This window comes from Bradyrhizobium sp. 40, from assembly GCF_023100925.1.
Lineage (GTDB): Bacteria > Pseudomonadota > Alphaproteobacteria > Rhizobiales > Xanthobacteraceae > Bradyrhizobium.
The window spans coordinates 7,034,514-7,051,430 of sequence record NZ_CP064688.1; the positions used below are offsets into that span (position 1 = coordinate 7,034,514).

Genomic DNA, 16,917 nt, shown 5'->3' on the forward strand with positions numbered 1-16,917 from the left:
TGGGCTTTCTGGAACGCTCGCTCATTGCGTGGGCGCATCTCGTCCCAAGTCACTCGGCTACTGATCCGCGGCAATCACCCCGGCCAGATCAGCTCCTGGAGCTCGACCAGATCGTCGGCCTCGTCCTGCCAACCCTCAATGCAGATGTGGTTGTTGAGGTCGCTGGCGCGATGCAGCAGCATCAGCGCCATCAGGCGGCGCTTGAGTGAATATTCGAGCTTCGCATAGCCAAACCCTTCGAGCAGGCTGCGCACCCTCCCCGGCCGGCCCGCTGCCATGAAGGCGCTGGGGCCGAGCAGATCGTAGTCGCGCCATCCCGCCAGCACGTCGCCGAAGTCGAACAGGCCGGCGAGCGACCATTGATCATTATGGCAGGCGAGCAGGAAGTTCTCCGGAATGTATTCGCCGATCAAGATCACCGGCGGCGCATCGATGGGAATGAGCGCGGCCGCGTCACGCAGGAGGTCGTCGAGGCCGGCGAGAAATTTTGGCGCGAGGCCGAGACGCGTGTGCCGCGCCTTGCAGCCCTGCATCTGGGCCCGCATGAAGTCGGCCCAGCGCGGCTCGATCTGCGCGAGCGGGCCGAGCGGCGCGCGCTGCACGGACGCGATGGTCTCGCCGATCTGGCGCAGCACGCGGTCCTTCTGCGATTCCGCCAAGTGCGGCCAGACCTCCGAACCGAGCGTGCCGGCAAGGCGTGTGATTGCGAGATAAGGCCAGCCGTCGCGCTCGCCTTCCGCGACGATCTCGGGGATCGGCAAATGGAGGCGGCCGGCAAGCTGGGTCAGCGAGCCGTGCTCGGAGACGAATTGCGCGCGGAGCAGCGGCGGGAAGATTTTCAGGATCAGGTGATCGCCGAAGCCGACGACGAGATTGGTGCCGGTGGCAAACACGTGCGGCGCGCTGACATCGAGACCGTGGCTGCGGGCGATGTCGATGGCGATCGGCAGCCATCGCGGAGGGTCGGCGCGAAAGGCGCGAAAGGCAGCAGCGTCGGTGAAAGTCGGCAAGATTTGCGATGGAACGCTGGTCATGCGTGCCCGATCAGGCAAGCAGGTTTTGGTTGATTTGATGCGCGCCAAGCAGACGGTGCACCTTTCCCGCTTGCGGGGGAGGTCGGCGCGAAGCGCCGGGTGGGGGTTCTCTCCTCTAGGGGATTGTCCCTTTGCGGAAAGACCCTCTCCCCAACCCTCTCCCGCAAGCGGGAGAGGGAGCGCACTTCCTTCGCGGTTAAAGAGAGGTCCAATCTGAGAACTCTACCGATCCGGGCTGGCGCGCTCGAACTGGCGCAGGATCTTGTTGCCGCGCTCGACCGCGGCATCGAGCGCGGCTTGCGCGCTCTTGCGGCCGGCAAAGGCCTGCTCCAGCTCGTCCTCGATCGCGCCGCGGATCAGCACGAAGGAGCCGAGCCGGATGCCCTTCGAATTCTCCGTCGGCGGATGCAGCGTGATCTCCTCGAACGACATCGCCGAGCCCGGATTGCGCTCGTAAAACCCTTGCGCGCGCGTCAGCTCGAAGGCGGCGCGGGTGACAGGCAGATAGCCGGTGTTCTGGTGCCAGGCGGCCTGCACGCCGGGCTGCGACAGATAGGCGAAGAATCGCGCCACGCCCTTGTATTCCTCGCGCGGGCGGTCGCGCAGCACCCACAGCGTGGCGCCGCCGATGATCGAATTCTGCGGCGCGCCCTTCACGTCGGGCCAATACGGCATCATGCCGTAGCCGATCTCGAACTTCGAGTTCGCCTTGATGTCGGCGCGCGTCGCCGAGGAGCCGATGAAGATGCCGCATTCGCCGTTCTGGAAGCGCGGCTCGGCCGACTGGCCGCGGCCGCTATAGTCGAACACCTTCGTCTTCTGCCACTCGCTGAGCTCGGCGACGTGACGCACGAGAGACGGATTGTTGATGGTCAACTCGGCATCGAGCGCGGCAAAGCCGTTGGTCCGCGTCGCCAGCGGCAGATTGTGAAACGCTGAAAAATTCTCGACATGGATCCAGGACGGCCAGGACGTGGTGAAGCCGCACGCCGCGCCGCGATCGCGCAGGCGTTTAGCGGCAGCACCGAGCTCCGGCCAGGTCTTCGGCGGCGCCTCCGGATCGAGCCCTGCGTCGCGGAACATGGTCTTGTTGTAATAGAGAATCGGCGTCGACGAATTGAACGGGAAGGACAAGAGATTGCCGGCCGCATCGGTGTAGTAGCCGGAGACCGCGGGAAGATAGTCATTGAGCGAGAACGGCTCGTTCATGTCCCGCATCAGGCTGAACACGGGATAGATCGCGCCCTTGGCCGCGGTCATGGTGGCGGTGGCGACCTCGTTGACCTGGACGATCGCGGGCTGGCTGCGCGAGCGGAAGGCGAAGATCGCGGCCGTCACCGTCTCGGTGTAATTGCCCTTGTAAGTCGGCACGACGCGATAGTCCGGCTGCGAGGCGTTGAAGTCGGAGGCGAGCTTCTCGAGCTGGCGGCCGAGTTCGCCGGACATGGCGTGCCACCACGCGATGTCGGTCGCGGCCCGCACCGGCGCGGCCAAGGAGAGGGCCGCAAGGGCGGCGATGACCTGCAAGAAGCGCAATGCTGAAATCACGATGGCTCTTTCCGTATCGCGCGACGACGGCGACCGTCCCTGCTTAAGGCGCGGCATTTGCGGTTTCAACCGGGAATGAGCGCCGGCCGCGCCGCACAATCACGCCGAAGCCCCGGGCGGGATGGCCTTCCCCCGACCATCTGCTAGATTGCATTGAACCTTTTGCTCCCGCCATAGACTCCACCACTGAGGGGTTGAGTGTGCCAGTGTTGAACCGTGCCGAACGCTCGCGGACCGGGGTGGTTTTCGTCGCGCTTCTGATCGCCATCTGCGCGACGGGGGCCGCTGCGCGGGAATTCCGCGCCGCCGACACCCAGGCCGAGGATTATCCGACCGTGCAGGCGCTGCGCTACATGGGCGCCCTGATAGCCGAGCGCAGCGGCGGCCGGCACGAGGTCAAGGTGTTCCACTCCCGCCAGCTCGGCGAGGAGAAGGAGACCATCGAGCAGACCCGGGTCGGCGCGATCGATCTCAACCGGACCAATGTGGCGCTGATCGGCAACTTCGTCCCGGCGATGAACGTGCTGGCGATGCCGTTCCTGTTCCGGTCCATCAAGCACATGCAGAAGGTGCTGGACGGGCCGATCGGCGGCGAGATCCTCGGCAGCTTCGAGCCCTATGGCTTCGTTGGCCTCGCCTTCTACGATTCCGGCGCGCGGTCGATCTACAACGGCGCCCGCCCGGTCAGAAACGTCGCGGACCTCAAGGGATTGCGGATCCGGGTGCAGCAGTCGGAGTTGATGAGCCAGATGATCCGCGCGCTCGGCGCGGAGCCGGTCGAGATGCCCTATGGACAGGTGCTTGCCGGGCTTGCCAACCATCTGATCGACGGCGCCGAGAACAACTGGCCCTCCTACGTGACGACGGACCATTACAAGCATGCCGGCTATCTCGCGCTCACCGAGCACACGATGAGCCCCGAAGTGCTGGTGATCTCGCTGAAGGCGTGGAAAAGCCTGTCGGCCGACGACCAAACCATCTTCCGGGAAGCCGCGCAGCGCTCCAGCCGATTCATGCGCGAGAAATGGCGCGACCTCGAGGAGCAGTCGCAGCGCAAGGCGGAAGAAGCGGGCGTCACCATCGTCAGGGATATCGACCGCAAGCCGTTCGAGGACGCGATGGTCGCGATCTACACCAAGGCCGGGCAAGATCCGGCCGCGGCCGCGCTGATCGAACGCATTCGCAAGGTGGAGTGAGGCCTCTTGCCCGGGCTTGGACACAGCGAGCATGCAGACAGGTCGCCCGGCCCGATGGGGCGGCTGCGCGCGCGGCTGGTCGGCGTGCTCCGGGCGGTGCCGATCCGCTGGCGCATCCTGTCGATCGCGGCGCTGAACTCTGCCGTGGTCATCGTGCTGGTCGGGCTGATCTGGAACGGCTCGCAGGTGCTCGGCTCGGCCTGGGAGGACGTGCGCCAGGTGCGCGAATCCGACCGGATGCTGGCGCTGCTCGAAAGCGAGACCGGGCGGCTGCACAATCTGATCCACCGCTACATCAACCAGCCGAGCCCCGACCTGTTCGCCGAGATCCTGCTGCTGCGCGAGGCGGTGCTGGGGACGCTGACCAACCGCGCCGCCAAGGACCCGATGCTGTCGGGCTCGGTCGAGGAGCTGGAGCGCACCACCGACCGCTTCCTCAACGGCTTCGGCGAGCTGCGCGGCGTGCAGGCCACTATCGCGAAGACCTATGAGGATCAGGTGCAGGGACCGGCCAGGGACATGGCCGGGCTTTACTCCATCATCGAAGGCGCCACCGGCCACCGCGACGCGCTGATCTGGCCTTCGCTGGGCAAGTCGCGCGAAGCCTTCACCGCGATGCTGGTCGCGGCCAATTCCTACTATCTCTCGCTGTCATCGGGTGCGGCCGACGACGCCCGCCGCAATACCGAAACCATCGAGAAGACCATCCCCGTGATGATCGATCTCGCCGACAACGACCTCCAGCGCATGGCGCTGCGGCGGCTGGCGGCCCGGACCGCCGCGCTGCGCGAGGGCTTCGCAAAGCTCTCCGAGCAGCTCACGAACCGTACCGAACTGCTGCGCAACACCATCGACGCCAACCAGGCCGAGGCCATCGGCGCCATCGACGATCTCTCCACCAAGATGCGCCAGCGCGAGCAGAAGGCGCAGGAGACGTTCGACCGCACGCTGGCGGACATTTCCCGCCGCGTTCTTTCCATCGCCGTGATCTTCCTCGGCATCATCCTCACCGCCGGCGTGCTGATCGCCCTGTCGATCCGGCTGCCGCTGCAGCAGATCATGGCGGCGATGCGCGCGATCACGCTCGGCGACCTCGGCCGCGAGGTGCAGGGCACGCGTGCACGTGACGAGGTCGGCGCCATGGCGCGCGCGGTGGAAGTGTTCCGCGAAAACGCCATCGCAAAGCGCCAGACCGAGGACGAGCTGCGCGCGTCCAAGGAGAAGGCCGAGAGCGCGCTGCTCGAGCTCAACGCCGCGCAGCAGAATCTGATCGATGCCGAGAGGCTCGCAGCCCTCGGCGGCCTCGTCGCCGGCGTCGCGCACGAAGTCAACAATCCGATCGGGATCAGCCTCACCGTTGCGTCGAGCTTTGCCCGGCGCACCGAGATCTTCGAGGCCCAGCTCAAGGGCGACGGCGGCCTACGCCGCTCGCAGCTGGAAGAATTCGTGCAGTCCTCGCGCGACGCCTCGCAGCAGCTCGTCGCCAATCTCCAGCGCGCCGGCGAACTGATCCAGTCTTTCAAGCAGGTCGCGGTCGACCGCTCCCATGCCGAGCGGCGGCAGTTCTCACTGAGCGAAGCCACCGACCAGATCATCGCGAGCCTGCGCCCGGTGCTGAAGCGGTCGCCGATCACGCTCCATGTCGACATGCCCGAGGGGCTGCTGCTCGACGGCTATCCCGGCTCTTACGGCCAGATCCTGACCAATTTGTTCCTCAACGCCGCCAACCACGCCTTTGCCGACGGCCGCGCCGGCACGATCACGATCTCGGCGCGGCCCCGCGGGGCCGACGACGTCGAGATCATCTTCACCGATGACGGGGCCGGCATGACCTCCGACGTGCAGCGCCAAGCCTTTGACCCATTCTTTACCACCAGGCGCAATGAAGGTGGCACGGGACTCGGCCTCCATATCGTCTATAACCTCGTCACCCAGCAGCTCGGCGGTCGCATGATGCTGGAATCCAAGCTGGGACAAGGCACTACATTTCGCATTATCATGCCCCGGGTCGCCAGGGGCGGCGGGCAAAGCACAGAGACTGACGGGACTTCTCAATGGCCGAACAGGACGATGTCCTCCACCTGATCGACGACACCGGTACCGCATCGGAGGATGTTGACGCCCGGAAATGGAAGATCGCCGTCATCGACGACGATCCGGCCGTGCATGACGGCACGCGTTTTGCGCTCTCGGACTATTCCCTCAACGGCCAGGGCCTGGAGATCCTCTCCGCCCATTCCGCGGCGGAAGGTCGCAAGCTGATGGCGGCGCACAACGATATCGCCGCCGTGCTGCTCGACGTCATCATGGAGACGGACGTCGCCGGCCTCGAGCTGGTCGAGTACATCCGCAACGAGCTCAAGAACGAGACCGTGCGCATCATCCTGCGCACCGGACAGCCCGGCCAGGCGCCCGAGCGGCGCGTGATCGTGCAGTACGACATCAACGACTACAAGGCCAAGACCGAGCTCACCGCCGACAAGCTGTTCACCTCGCTGACCGCGGCGCTGCGCTCCTACCAGCAGCTCGAGCGCATGCTGCAAACAAGGCGCGGGCTCGAGATCATCATCGACGCCGCCTCGACGCTGTACGACTTCAAGTCGATGCAGCGGCTCGCCGAGGGCGTGCTGACCCAGCTCGCCTCGCTGCTCAACGTCGATTGCGCCGGCATCCTGGTCTTGCGCGACAATGGCGGCCTCGACCCCGAGCTCTCGGTGCTCGCCGGCAGCGGCTGCTACAGCCGCTTCATCGGCACGACCTCGTCGAAGGCGCTCGACCCCGATCTGCGCGCGATGGTGGAAGCCGCTTTCCAAGGCCGCAAGAACGAATTCGCCGACCACCGCAGCGTCATTTATTTGCGCACCGGAAGTGGGCGCGAGGTCGTGGTGCTGCTGCAGGCCGAACGCGAGCTGTCCGAGACCGACCGCTCGCTGGTCGAGATCTTCTCCAGCCGGCTCTCGATTGCCTTCGACAATGTCATCCTCTACCAGCAGCTGCAGGCCGCCAACACCCAGCTGGAAGACCGCGTCGCCCAGCGCACCCGCGCGCTGATGCAGGCCAACCGCCGCCTCTCAGCGCAATGGCTGCGGCTGCAGCGCGCCAACGGCTTCAAGAACGAGATCCTCGGCACCGTTGCCCACGATCTCAAGAACCCGCTCGGCGTCATCCTCGGCCGCACCGAGATGCTGAAGGAGCTGATCTCGACCGGCGCGTCGTCAGGCGGCGTAGTCGCCCAGGTCGATCACATCCGCGATGCGACCAAGCGCCTGACCTCGATGGTCGATCATCTGATCTCGGACGCGATGGCCGATGCCTTCGACATCACCATCCGCCGCGAGCCGGTTGACGTCGCGGCCCTGGTCAAGGAAGTCGCCGAGGCCAACCAGCCGCTCGCCATCAACAAGCAGCAGGCGATCAGCGTCACCGCACCCGTCAACATCGTCACCATGTGCGACACCGACCGGATCCGCGAGGCGATCGACAACCTCATCAGCAACGCCATCAAATACTCGCCGATCGGCGGCAAGATCGGCGTCATCGTGAGCCATGAAGGCGGCGACACAATCATCCGCGTCAGCGACGAGGGCGCCGGCCTGTCGCCGGAGGATCTCGGCCGCCTGTTCGGCCGGTTCCAGCGGCTGTCGGCAAAGCCGACCGCCGGCGAGAGCTCGACCGGGCTTGGGTTGTCCATCGTCAAGCGTATTATCGACATGCACGGCGGCGAGGTGACCGCCGAGAGCGAGGGCCCCGGCAAGGGCTCGACCTTCACCATCACCCTCCCCGCGACCGAAATTCCGTGATCTCAGGACCATGACCCAAAGCCAGCACATCATGATCGTCGACGACGAGGCCCCGGCCCGGGAGATGGTCGGCGATTACCTCAAGATGCACGGCTTCACCGTGACGCTGTGCGACGGCGGCAAGTCGTTGCGCACGGCGATCGACGGCAGCATGCCCGACCTCGTCGTGCTCGACCTCAACATGCCGGAGGAAGACGGGCTCTCGATCATCCGCGACCTCAAGAGCCGCATCAACGTGCCGGTGATCATGCTGACGGCGACGGCGAGCCCGATCGACCGCGTCGTCGGCCTCGAGCTCGGCGCCGACGATTACGTGGCCAAGCCGTGCGAGCTGCGTGAGCTGATGGCGCGCATCCGCTCGGTGCTGCGCCGGAGCGCGCCGGCGAAAGCCGTGGCGGAAACGGCGGCTGCGAAATCGGACAAGGAGCAATTGGTACGGTTCGGGACGAAGTGGCTCGATCTCGAAGCTCAGGCCTTGCGCGACGACGAGGGCAACGAGCACCCGCTGACCGCATCCGAGTTTGGGCTCTTGAAGGTGTTCGCGGCCAATCCGAAGCGCGTGCTGTCGCGCGAGCGCCTGCTGGAATTGGCCAACGCGCGCGACGCCGAAGCCTTCGACCGCGCCGTCGACCTGCGCATCATGCGCATCCGCCGCAAGATCGAGCCCGATCCGGCAAAACCCGCCGTGATCCGCACCATCCGCGGCGGCGGCTATCTGTTCTCGCCGGCGGGCGAGAAGGCGTAGATCACGCACCACCCACGGTGTCGTCCCGGCGAAGGCCGGGACCCATACCGCGTGATGCATCGTGGGCGCAGGGTCTAGTACCGTGGGAAGACCTCTCCACTGCCAGCCTTCGTCAAACTTCTCCCTCGGGTTATGGGTCCCGGCCTTCGCCGGGACGACAGCTGGGATTGAGGCGACATCGAACGCAAAGGCCCGAAATACGTTCCCGGCGCCTCCGTCCGCCTCCATTTCCCCCCCCGTATTTTCCGTACATTGAAATTCCACGCTTTTTTGCCCCGAATGTTTCGTCGCGGCTAATCCGACGAAACAATTTGATGGCGCACGAAACCATTTTCCCCTTTTCGTGCAGACGTCCCGAAACGTTGGCTCATTAACACTTTGGTCGAAGGAAACGCCGCTCGGTTGCGGCGCTACGGGGAGCCAAGTCAATGCCGAACGTCATCGCCATCAACGCCCAAGCCAGCCAGAGCATCATTGCCGCTCAGGCGACCTCGGACGACATGCTTCTCGAAAGCATTGCCGACGGCAACCGGACGTCGATGCACATCCTTTATTGCCGTCACAATGTGCGCGTCTACCGCTTCATCCTGCGGATCGTGCGCGACGCCACCACGGCGGAAGACCTCGTCAGCCAGGTGTTTCTGGACGTGTGGCGGACCGCCGGCCAATTCCAGGGCCGCTCGCAGGTTTCGACCTGGCTGCTCTCGATCGCCCGCTTCAAGGCGCTGACCGCGATGCGCCAGCGCCGCTTCGAGGACATCGACCAGGAGGATGTGCGTCAGATCGCCGACGGTTGCGACACGCCGGAGACCTCGCTCGACCGAAGCGACACCAGCGCGATCCTGCGCGCCTGCGTTCAGAAGCTGTCGCCCGCGCATCGCGAAATCATCACCCTCGTCTACTACCATGAGAAGTCGGTGGAGGAGGTCGGGCAGATCATCGGCATCCCGCAGAGCACGGTGAAGACCCGGATGTTCTACGCCCGCAAGCAACTCGCCGAATTGCTTAAGGGCTGCGGCGTCGAGCGCTTCGCCGCCTGAAGTTCAGATATTTCAAGGGGATAGGCCGTTGGTTTTGGCCTAACTCCGGACACGGAAGTGTTACCGCCGACGAAACAATTGAAACAAAGCACAACATCAGGCGGAAAAACTTCCCTCCTATAAAACTCACATACGGTTTCGTTAAACCTCCCAAGACCTCCAACGACCCGGACGGGATGCCCCCCCTCCGGGTCGTTTTGTATTTGGGCTTGGTTCAGGTGCCGGACTTATGGTTCGAGACGCCCGCTGCAGCACTCCCGTCACGAAGGCGTGACGCGGGGTAACGACTGCCTCTCTCATCCCGAACAGCCCTCGTGACCCCCATTCACGAGTGCCCCGATGCTCGAACTCACCTTCGCCGTCCTCGCCGGCATCCTCACCATCGCCGCGCCGTGCACGCTGCCGATGCTGCCGATCCTGCTCGGGGCCTCGATCGGCCGCAGCTCGCATCTGCGCCCCGCGATGATCGCGCTCGGCTTCGTCATCTCGTTCTCCGCGACCGCGCTGTTGCTCGGCGCCATCACGCGGCTGTTTAATTTCGATCCGAACGTGCTGCGCGAGGCGGCGTCGATCCTGCTGCTCGGCTTCGGCCTGTTGATGCTGTGGCCGGCGCCGTTCGAATGGCTGTCGATCCGGCTCAACGGCTGGCTCGATCTCGGCAACTCCGGCGCCACGCAGCGCGAGGGCGCGCTCGGCGGGCTCGTGCTCGGCACCACGCTTGGCCTGGTCTGGACGCCCTGCGCCGGCCCGGTGCTCGGCTCGATCCTGACGCTGGTCGCGACCACTGAGAACGCGACCTGGGCCGGCACGCTGCTGATCGCCTACGCCATCGGTGCGGCCATTCCCATGCTGGCGATCGCCTATGGCGGGCAGGCCGCCACCACGCGGGTGCGCAGTCTCGCGCGGATCTCGCCGCGGCTGCAGCAGGGCTTTGGCGTCGTCGTGATCGGTTTCGCGCTCGCCGCTTATTTCCAATACGACACGCTGATCGTGGCGTGGCTCACCGGCTTCTATCCCACCGGCCAGATCGGCCTGTGATCATCCCTCATCTTCACCGGAGGACTTGTCCATGACTTTCAAACTGCTCGCCGTCTCCGCCGCACTGATCGGCATCGCCGTAACCGGCGCCGTCATCCCCGGCATCTGCGACGAGGCCGCGCGCGCCGTCCCTGTCGTGACAGCGGCCGCCAGCCAGGACACCGCGCCCGACTTCGCCGGCATCAACAACTGGTTCAACTCGAAACCGCTGAACATTGCCGATCTCCGCGGCAAGGTCGTGCTGGTTGATTTCTGGACCTATGGCTGCGTCAACTGCGTCAACACGCTGCCGCACGTCACCGACCTCTATGCCAAGTACAAGGACAAGGGCCTCGTCGTGGTCGGCGTGCACACACCGGAATTCCCGTTCGAGCGCTCGGCCTCCAACGTCCAGGCGGCGCTCAAGCGCCACGGCATCACCTATCCGGTGGCACAGGACAATGACTCCAAGACCTGGAACGCGTACCGCAACCGATATTGGCCGGCGCAATACATCATCGACCAGAACGGCAAGATCGTGTTCCAGCACGAGGGCGAAGGCCGCTATGACGAGATCGACCGCACCGTGGCAAAGCTGCTGAACGCCAATAGCTGACGCCGGATTGGCGCGCCACGCCCTTGTTGCTTGACTCCACGGACCGGTCCGTGGAGTTTCGCGGGCCACGTAATCAGCCGCCCGCGATGGACGACGTCACCAGCAGCACCGACATTCGCCTTCGTGAAGGCGCCTCGATCGCGCAGCGGCTGGTCATGTCCGGCTTTGCGGCCGCCGTTGCGCTATGCTTCACGCCGGGCCTGTTCACGCACGACACTCTGGAGGTCATCATCTCCGTGGTCGCGCTGCTGGTGGGAGCGGCGTTCGTCGCTATCATCATGCTGGCGCCGGCGGTGGTGTGGATCATCACGCCGGATGAGATCCTGATCGGGGAGCAGCGTCCGTTCGGAAAACTTCGGACGCGGGTCGTTGCCAAGGACGACATCAGGGGATTGCAGGTTCCCGGCAGCAAGAGGGCGAAAGCCCGCTTCCAGCTCGCCTTCACGTTGGCCTCCGGTGAGCGCCTGACATCGCCGCCGATCGCCGATGTCACCCACGTGCACGACACGGTGGCGCGGATCGCCGCGCAATTCGACGTTCCCGACGTCGAGTCTCCCGTCAATCCGCTCGATGCCAGCAATCCCGAGATGCGTCTCGGCGACCCGCTCGAGCCGTTCTCGAAGAGAGACATCAGGATCGTCGCACTGATCGTCGTCGCATTGTGCGCCGTTCCCTACGCCTACAGGCTCTGGCGTGGCCTGTCGCCCGGGCCGGTCGACATCATGCTGCTGCCGGTCGGCGCGATCGCCGCTTTCGGGGTGTCCCGTTATGCCAATCTTGTGACCGGCGCCTTCTGGATCATCCGGCAAGGTGATATCCGCGTCGAACGCCTGTGGGGCGACGGCACGTTGCGCGACGACCACATCGAAGGGCGCGACGTCAAGACGATCACGGTCGAGCGCCGCGGCCGGTCCGAGGACGAGCACTGTATCGTGGTGATCCGATTGCAGTCGGGACGGCGGTTTCGCAGCCCTCGCATCGGGTCGAGGCCTGAGGCCCGGGCCGTAGGTGCCGAAATCGTCCGGCGGCTCGGGATCGCGGCTGAGAATAACCAGATCTGATATCGCGTCGCTTCCACATCGTCATGGCCGGGCTTGTCCCGGCCATCCACGTCTTTGCCCATAGCGCCAAGAACGTGGAGGCCCGGGACAAGCCCGGGCATGACGGCGTTTGTGAATGCAAATTTGGTCGCCCCACCCCAAGCGAGGCCGTGGCTACTGCTTTTCGCGCCATCCCCTGTTTGTGGCATTGCCCGGCCTCGTCAAAAAACCAAAGCATTCTCGTGACATATCGGCTAAGTGTGCCTTGAACTTGCCATGAAGAGGGCCCTCAGATTTGATGGTTCCAGATGGTTTTGGCCTTGGCCGTGGGGGAGAGCTTGAAATGACGGATTTTCGTCGTCTGACCGGGATGTTTGTGGCTGCGATCGGCCTGATCCTGTCCGCGCCCCATGCCTACGCCCAGCAGCCCGACCGCGGCGACGAGCCGGGCCTGGTCGCCGACGATGCCTTCGAACTCGATCCGGAGTGGCAGAAGCAGGTCGTCTACTTCCGTACCACCGAAGCGCCCGGCACCCTCATCATCTCGACCGCCGAACGGCATCTCTATCTGGTGCAGCCTGGCGGTCGCGCGATCCGCTACGGCATCGGGGTCGGCCGCGACGGTTTTCAGTGGCAGGGGCTGGTGAACATCACCAACAAGAAGGAGTGGCCGGACTGGACGCCGCCGGCGGAGATGATCCAGCGCCAGCCCTATCTGCCGCGCTTCATGGCCGGCGGCCCCGGCAATCCGCTCGGCGCGCGCGCCATGTATCTGGGCACCACGGTCTACCGCATCCACGGCACCAACCGGCCCGACACGATCGGCACCAAGGTCTCCTCGGGCTGCTTCCGGCTCGTCAACCGCGACGTCGCCGATCTCTACGATCGCGTCCCGGTCGGCACCAAGGTTGTCATCCGGCAGAAGCCCGAGCTCTGATCTCCTCGCCTTAGCGAATATTCCTTTTCCCGATTATTTCGAGAGAGCAACATGATGCGCACTTTTCGTGGCGGCCTGCTGATCGGGCTCGCAGTCGCCGTGCTGGTCGCCGTCCTGGCCATCATCTATGAATTCTACGACACCCGCACGCTGAAGCGCACCGTCCGCCGCGGCGAAGTGCTGTGCGGCGTCAACAAGGGCCTGCCGGGCTTCTCGATCCCCGACGACAAGGGCAACTGGACCGGCTTCGACGTCGATTTCTGCCGTGCGGTGGCCTCCGCGATCTTCAACGACCCGAGCAAGGCGAAGTTCGTCGCGCTGGATGCCAACGAGCGCTTCAAGGAATTGCAGAGCCGAAAGGTGGACATCCTCTCGCGCAACTCGACCTGGAGCATGGCGCGCGAGCTCGACTACGACCTCTATTTCCCTGCGGTCGCCTATTACGACGGCGCAGGCTTCATGCTGCCGCGCGCGCGCAACAAGGAAACTGCGCTGGACCTGACCGGCAGCAAGGTCTGCGTCCAGACCGGGACCACCACGGCGCTCAACGTCGCGGATTACTTCCGTGCCAACAACATGAAGTATGAAGAGGTGAAGTTCGACAAGCTGGACGACGTCGTGAAAGCCTACGACACCGGCAAATGCGATACGCTCTCCGCCGACGTCTCCCAACTCTACGCACTGCGGATCAACCTGTCGAAGCCCGGCGACCACATGATCCTGCCGGACATGATCTCCAAGGAGCCGCTCGCCCCCGTCGTGCGTCAGCGCGACGACGACTGGATGATGATCGTGAAGTGGACGCTGTACGCGATGATCAACGCCGAGGAGCTCGGCGTCTCCTCGGAGAACATCGACGAGGCCCTGAAGTCGAAGAAGCCGGAAGTGATGCGGCTGGTCGGCACCGAGGGCAATTACGGCGAGCAACTCGGCCTCACCAAGGATTGGGTGGTCCGCATCATCCGCCACGTCGGCAATTACGGCGAGATGTACGAGCGCAACATCGGCGAGAAGTCGAAGCTGAAGATCCCGCGCGGCATGAACCAGCTGTGGAATGCAGGCGGCGTGCAGTACGCGCCGCCGGTGCGGTAGGAGGTCTTTCCGCCGTCATTGCGAGCGAAGCGAAGCAATCCAGGATCTTTCCGCAGAGGCTGTCTGGATTGCTTCGTCGCAAGTGCTCCTCGCAATGACGAGCTTGGGGCAAGCGCTGTCCACACTCTCAACTGTCATCGCCCGGCTTGACCGGGCGATCCAGTACGCCGCAGCCTCTCGGTAGATCTCTGCCGTCTCTGGAATACTGGATCGCCCGCCTTCGCGGGCGATGACACCGAATGCGACGCGACGGTGCGCCTCAATACCCCCGCGCCCTTGCCAGCTGCTCGGTGTGGTAATCGGCGTCGCCGAACAACTCCTCGCACACGCGCGCGCGCTTCATGAAGAAGCCGATGTCGAACTGGTCGGTCATGCCCATGCCGCCATGCATCTGCACGCCTTCCTGCACCGCGCGGGTGGCGGTGGTGCCGGCGCGGGCCTTTGCCACTGCGACGGCTGACGCCGCCTTGGCGACGTCCGTATCGAGCGCCTGCAGCGCCTTCATCACGGCGGCACGGGTGATCTCGATGTCGACGTAGAGCTCGGCGGCGCGGTGCTGCAGCGCCTGGAATTCGCCGATCAGCTTGCCGAACTGCTTGCGGCTCTTCAGGTACTCGACGGTGCGGTTGAACACTTCTTCGCTCAGGCCCACCATTTCGGAGGCCACCGCGCCGCGCCCGATATCGAGCACGCCGTCGAGCAGCGCACCACCCTGGTCGACTTCGCCGAGCACGCTGTCGGCATCGACCTGGACATTGGCAAGCTCGAGCCGCGCCGCATTGTGTGCGTCGACCATGATGGTGCGCTCGATCGCAACGCCCTTGGCCTTCGGGTTGACCAGGAACAGCGTCAGCCCCTCGCGTTCGCCGGCCGAGCCGGCGGTGCGCGCAGCGACGATGAGGAGATCGGCGACGTGACCGTCGACCACCAGCGCCTTGGCGCCGGAGAGCCTGAAACCGTTGCCGGCGCGCACGGCCTGGAGGCTGGTCTGAAGCGGGCGATGTTTTGCGCCCTCGTCGACCGCAAGCGTCGCAAGCAGGGAGCCGTTGGAGATCTTCGGCAGATATTCCGACTTCTGCGCGGCATTGCCGCCACGGTTCAGCGCCGAGGCCGCGACCACGCTGGTGGCGAGGAAGGGCGACGGCATCAGCGTGCGGCCGATCTCCTCCATCACCACGCCGGCCTCGACATAGCCGAGGCCGCTGCCGCCGAACTCTTCCGGCACCAGCAAGCCGGCAAAGCCCATCTCGGCGAAGGAATGCCAAAACTCCTTGGAAAAGCCGGTGGGGTCTTTGCTGTCGCGCAGATGCCGCAAATGCGACACCGGCGCCTTGTCGCTGATCAACCCGCGCGCGCTGTCGCGGAGCATCGATTGTTCTTCGGTGAGGACGAGGGCCATGGGTGCGTTCCGATTCGAAATCTGTTTTGTCTTGATCATTCCGGGATGGCCCGAAGGGCCAGGCCCGGAATCCATCAGGGGGCATATACGCGGTGAAATGGATTCCGGGCTCGCGCTTCGCGCGCCCCGGAATGACGGGAAGTCTACGCCCCCGGCAGATCGAGGATGCGCTTGGCGACGATGCCGAGCATGACCTCGGTCGTGCCGCCCTCGATCGAGTTGGCCTTGGTCCGCAGCCAGGCGCGTGGACGGGCGCCTTGCTTCGAACGCTCGCTCTCCCATTCCAGTGCATCGACGCCGCCGGCCGACATCAGGATCTCGTAACGGCGCTTGTTGAGCTCGGTGCCGTAATATTTCATCGCCGACGAGAACGCCGGATGCGCCTGCCCCGCCTTGGCGAGATCGACCGCGCGCTCGGCGCAGGCTGCAAGGGCGGCTTCATCGACGTCGAAGCTGGCGATCCGGCCGCGCAGCATGGAATCGTCGAGCCGTCCCAGCGCATCGGTGCCGACGGAATCGGCCGCGATCTGGCCGAGCGGACGGCCGACGCCGCGCTCGCCCATGCCTGATATCATCGCGCGCTCATGCTGGAGCAGATATTTTGCGACGTCCCAGCCGCGATTGACGGTGCCGACCACGTGCGATTTCGGCACGCGGACATTGTCGAAGAAGGTTTCGCAGAACGGCGAGTAGCCGGAGATCAGCAGGATCGGCTTGGTCGTCACGCCCTTCGAGGTCATGTCGAACAGGATGAAGCTGATGCCGTCATGCTTCTTCGCGGCGGGATCGGTGCGGACGAGGCAGAAGATCCAGTCGGCGTAGTTGGCGTAGGACGTCCAGATCTTCGACCCGGTGATGACGAAATCATCGCCGTCGCTCTCGGCACGGGTCTGCAGCGAGGCGAGATCGGAGCCGGCGTTCGGCTCGGAATAGCCCTGGCACCAGCGGATCAGGCCAGCCGCGATCTTCGGCAGATGCTCTTTCTTCTGGGCGTCGTTGCCGTATTTCAGCAGCGCCGGCCCGAGCATCCAGATCCCGAAGCTCGACAGCGGCGGACGCGCGCCGATTCGTCCCATCTCCGCGCGCAGCACCTTGTGCTCGGCGGCGCTGAGGCCACCGCCGCCGTACTCCTTCGGCCAATCGGGTACGGTCCAGCCCTTGTCGCGCATGCGCTCGAACCAGATGCGCTGCGGCTCGGACGAGAATTTTGCGTTGCGTCCGCCCCAGAACACGTCGGCATCTGAAGTTGCGGGCTTGCGCATCTCCGGCGGGCAATTGGCCTCGAGCCAGACGCGCGTTTCGCTGCGGAATGTTTCGAGATCGGCGGTCTCGGTCTCGCTGGCCCTGGAGTCAGTCATTGGTCGTTTCCATCAATCTAAATCGGCTTGTTGCCCGCGACTCTGGGCCAAGCTCCCGCGGAATTCAACCACTTCCGTGTCACGCATCCGCTATA

Annotated in this window: 14 protein-coding genes; 10 read left to right on the top strand and 4 right to left on the bottom strand. The window is 64.8% G+C overall.

All coding sequences use genetic code 11. The annotated features are described in order from the left end of the window. Positions 1-74: 74 nt before the first annotated feature. Together IVB40_RS33730 and ugpB are read right to left on the bottom strand one after the other, a co-directional pair. Positions 75-1,034, bottom strand: a complete 960-nt coding sequence (locus IVB40_RS33730) for an aminoglycoside 3'-phosphotransferase/choline kinase family protein (RefSeq protein ID WP_247817588.1) — start codon at positions 1,032-1,034, stop codon at positions 75-77. A 222-nt stretch (positions 1,035-1,256) separates the two neighbouring features. Then, a complete protein-coding gene (ugpB, locus tag IVB40_RS33735) occupies positions 1,257-2,639 on the bottom strand; it encodes a sn-glycerol-3-phosphate ABC transporter substrate-binding protein UgpB (RefSeq protein ID WP_247817589.1) in 1,383 nt (460 codons plus the stop codon). A gap of 143 nt (positions 2,640-2,782) precedes the next feature. Here ugpB and IVB40_RS33740 point away from each other — a divergent pair, with 143 nt between their 5' ends. From IVB40_RS33740 to IVB40_RS33785, 10 genes are all read left to right on the top strand, one after another. Continuing rightward, positions 2,783-3,778 carry a TRAP transporter substrate-binding protein gene (locus tag IVB40_RS33740; protein ID WP_247817590.1) on the top strand — a complete coding sequence of 332 codons (996 nt, stop codon included), beginning with the start codon at positions 2,783-2,785 and terminating at the stop codon, positions 3,776-3,778. A 54-nt stretch (positions 3,779-3,832) separates the two neighbouring features. Continuing rightward, the gene (locus IVB40_RS33745) at positions 3,833-5,863 is read left to right on the top strand and encodes an ATP-binding protein (RefSeq protein ID WP_247819630.1); all 2,031 of its coding nucleotides are present in this window, start codon (positions 3,833-3,835) and stop codon (positions 5,861-5,863) included. After that, entirely contained in the window at positions 5,833-7,578 is a 1,746-nt protein-coding gene (locus IVB40_RS33750; RefSeq protein ID WP_027565941.1) for a DUF3369 domain-containing protein, read from the top strand. The genes IVB40_RS33745 and IVB40_RS33750 overlap by 31 nt, the downstream gene beginning before the upstream one ends. A gap of 10 nt (positions 7,579-7,588) precedes the next feature. After that, on the top strand, positions 7,589-8,323 hold the full coding sequence (locus IVB40_RS33755) for a response regulator (protein WP_007597984.1): 735 nt from the start codon (positions 7,589-7,591) through the stop codon (positions 8,321-8,323). Positions 8,324-8,751: 428 nt separating this feature from the next. Then, entirely contained in the window at positions 8,752-9,363 is a 612-nt protein-coding gene (locus tag IVB40_RS33760; RefSeq protein ID WP_018456005.1) for a sigma-70 family RNA polymerase sigma factor, read from the top strand. 339 nt (positions 9,364-9,702) lie between these two features. After that, positions 9,703-10,401: a cytochrome c biogenesis CcdA family protein gene (locus IVB40_RS33765; RefSeq protein WP_247817591.1), complete on the top strand. Its 699-nt coding sequence runs from the start codon at positions 9,703-9,705 to the stop codon at positions 10,399-10,401. A 31-nt stretch (positions 10,402-10,432) separates the two neighbouring features. Then, positions 10,433-10,996 (top strand): thioredoxin family protein, encoded by a 564-nt coding sequence (locus IVB40_RS33770; RefSeq protein WP_247426786.1) that lies wholly within the window; start codon positions 10,433-10,435, stop codon positions 10,994-10,996. An 86-nt stretch (positions 10,997-11,082) separates the two neighbouring features. Continuing rightward, entirely contained in the window at positions 11,083-12,057 is a 975-nt protein-coding gene (locus IVB40_RS33775) for a hypothetical protein (RefSeq protein ID WP_247817592.1), read from the top strand. A gap of 322 nt (positions 12,058-12,379) precedes the next feature. Next, the gene (locus tag IVB40_RS33780) at positions 12,380-12,973 is read left to right on the top strand and encodes a L,D-transpeptidase (RefSeq protein ID WP_027565945.1); all 594 of its coding nucleotides are present in this window, start codon (positions 12,380-12,382) and stop codon (positions 12,971-12,973) included. A gap of 54 nt (positions 12,974-13,027) precedes the next feature. Continuing rightward, positions 13,028-14,065, top strand: coding sequence for an amino acid ABC transporter substrate-binding protein (locus tag IVB40_RS33785; RefSeq protein WP_027565946.1), 1,038 nt, complete (start codon positions 13,028-13,030; stop codon positions 14,063-14,065). 259 nt (positions 14,066-14,324) lie between these two features. Here IVB40_RS33785 and IVB40_RS33790 read toward each other — a convergent pair whose 3' ends face one another. After that, positions 14,325-15,464 carry an acyl-CoA dehydrogenase family protein gene (locus IVB40_RS33790; protein WP_247817593.1) on the bottom strand — a complete coding sequence of 380 codons (1,140 nt, stop codon included), beginning with the start codon at positions 15,462-15,464 and terminating at the stop codon, positions 14,325-14,327. Positions 15,465-15,607: 143 nt separating this feature from the next. Then, positions 15,608-16,822, bottom strand: a complete 1,215-nt coding sequence (locus IVB40_RS33795) for an acyl-CoA dehydrogenase family protein (protein WP_247817594.1) — start codon at positions 16,820-16,822, stop codon at positions 15,608-15,610. Positions 16,823-16,917: the final 95 nt, after the last annotated feature.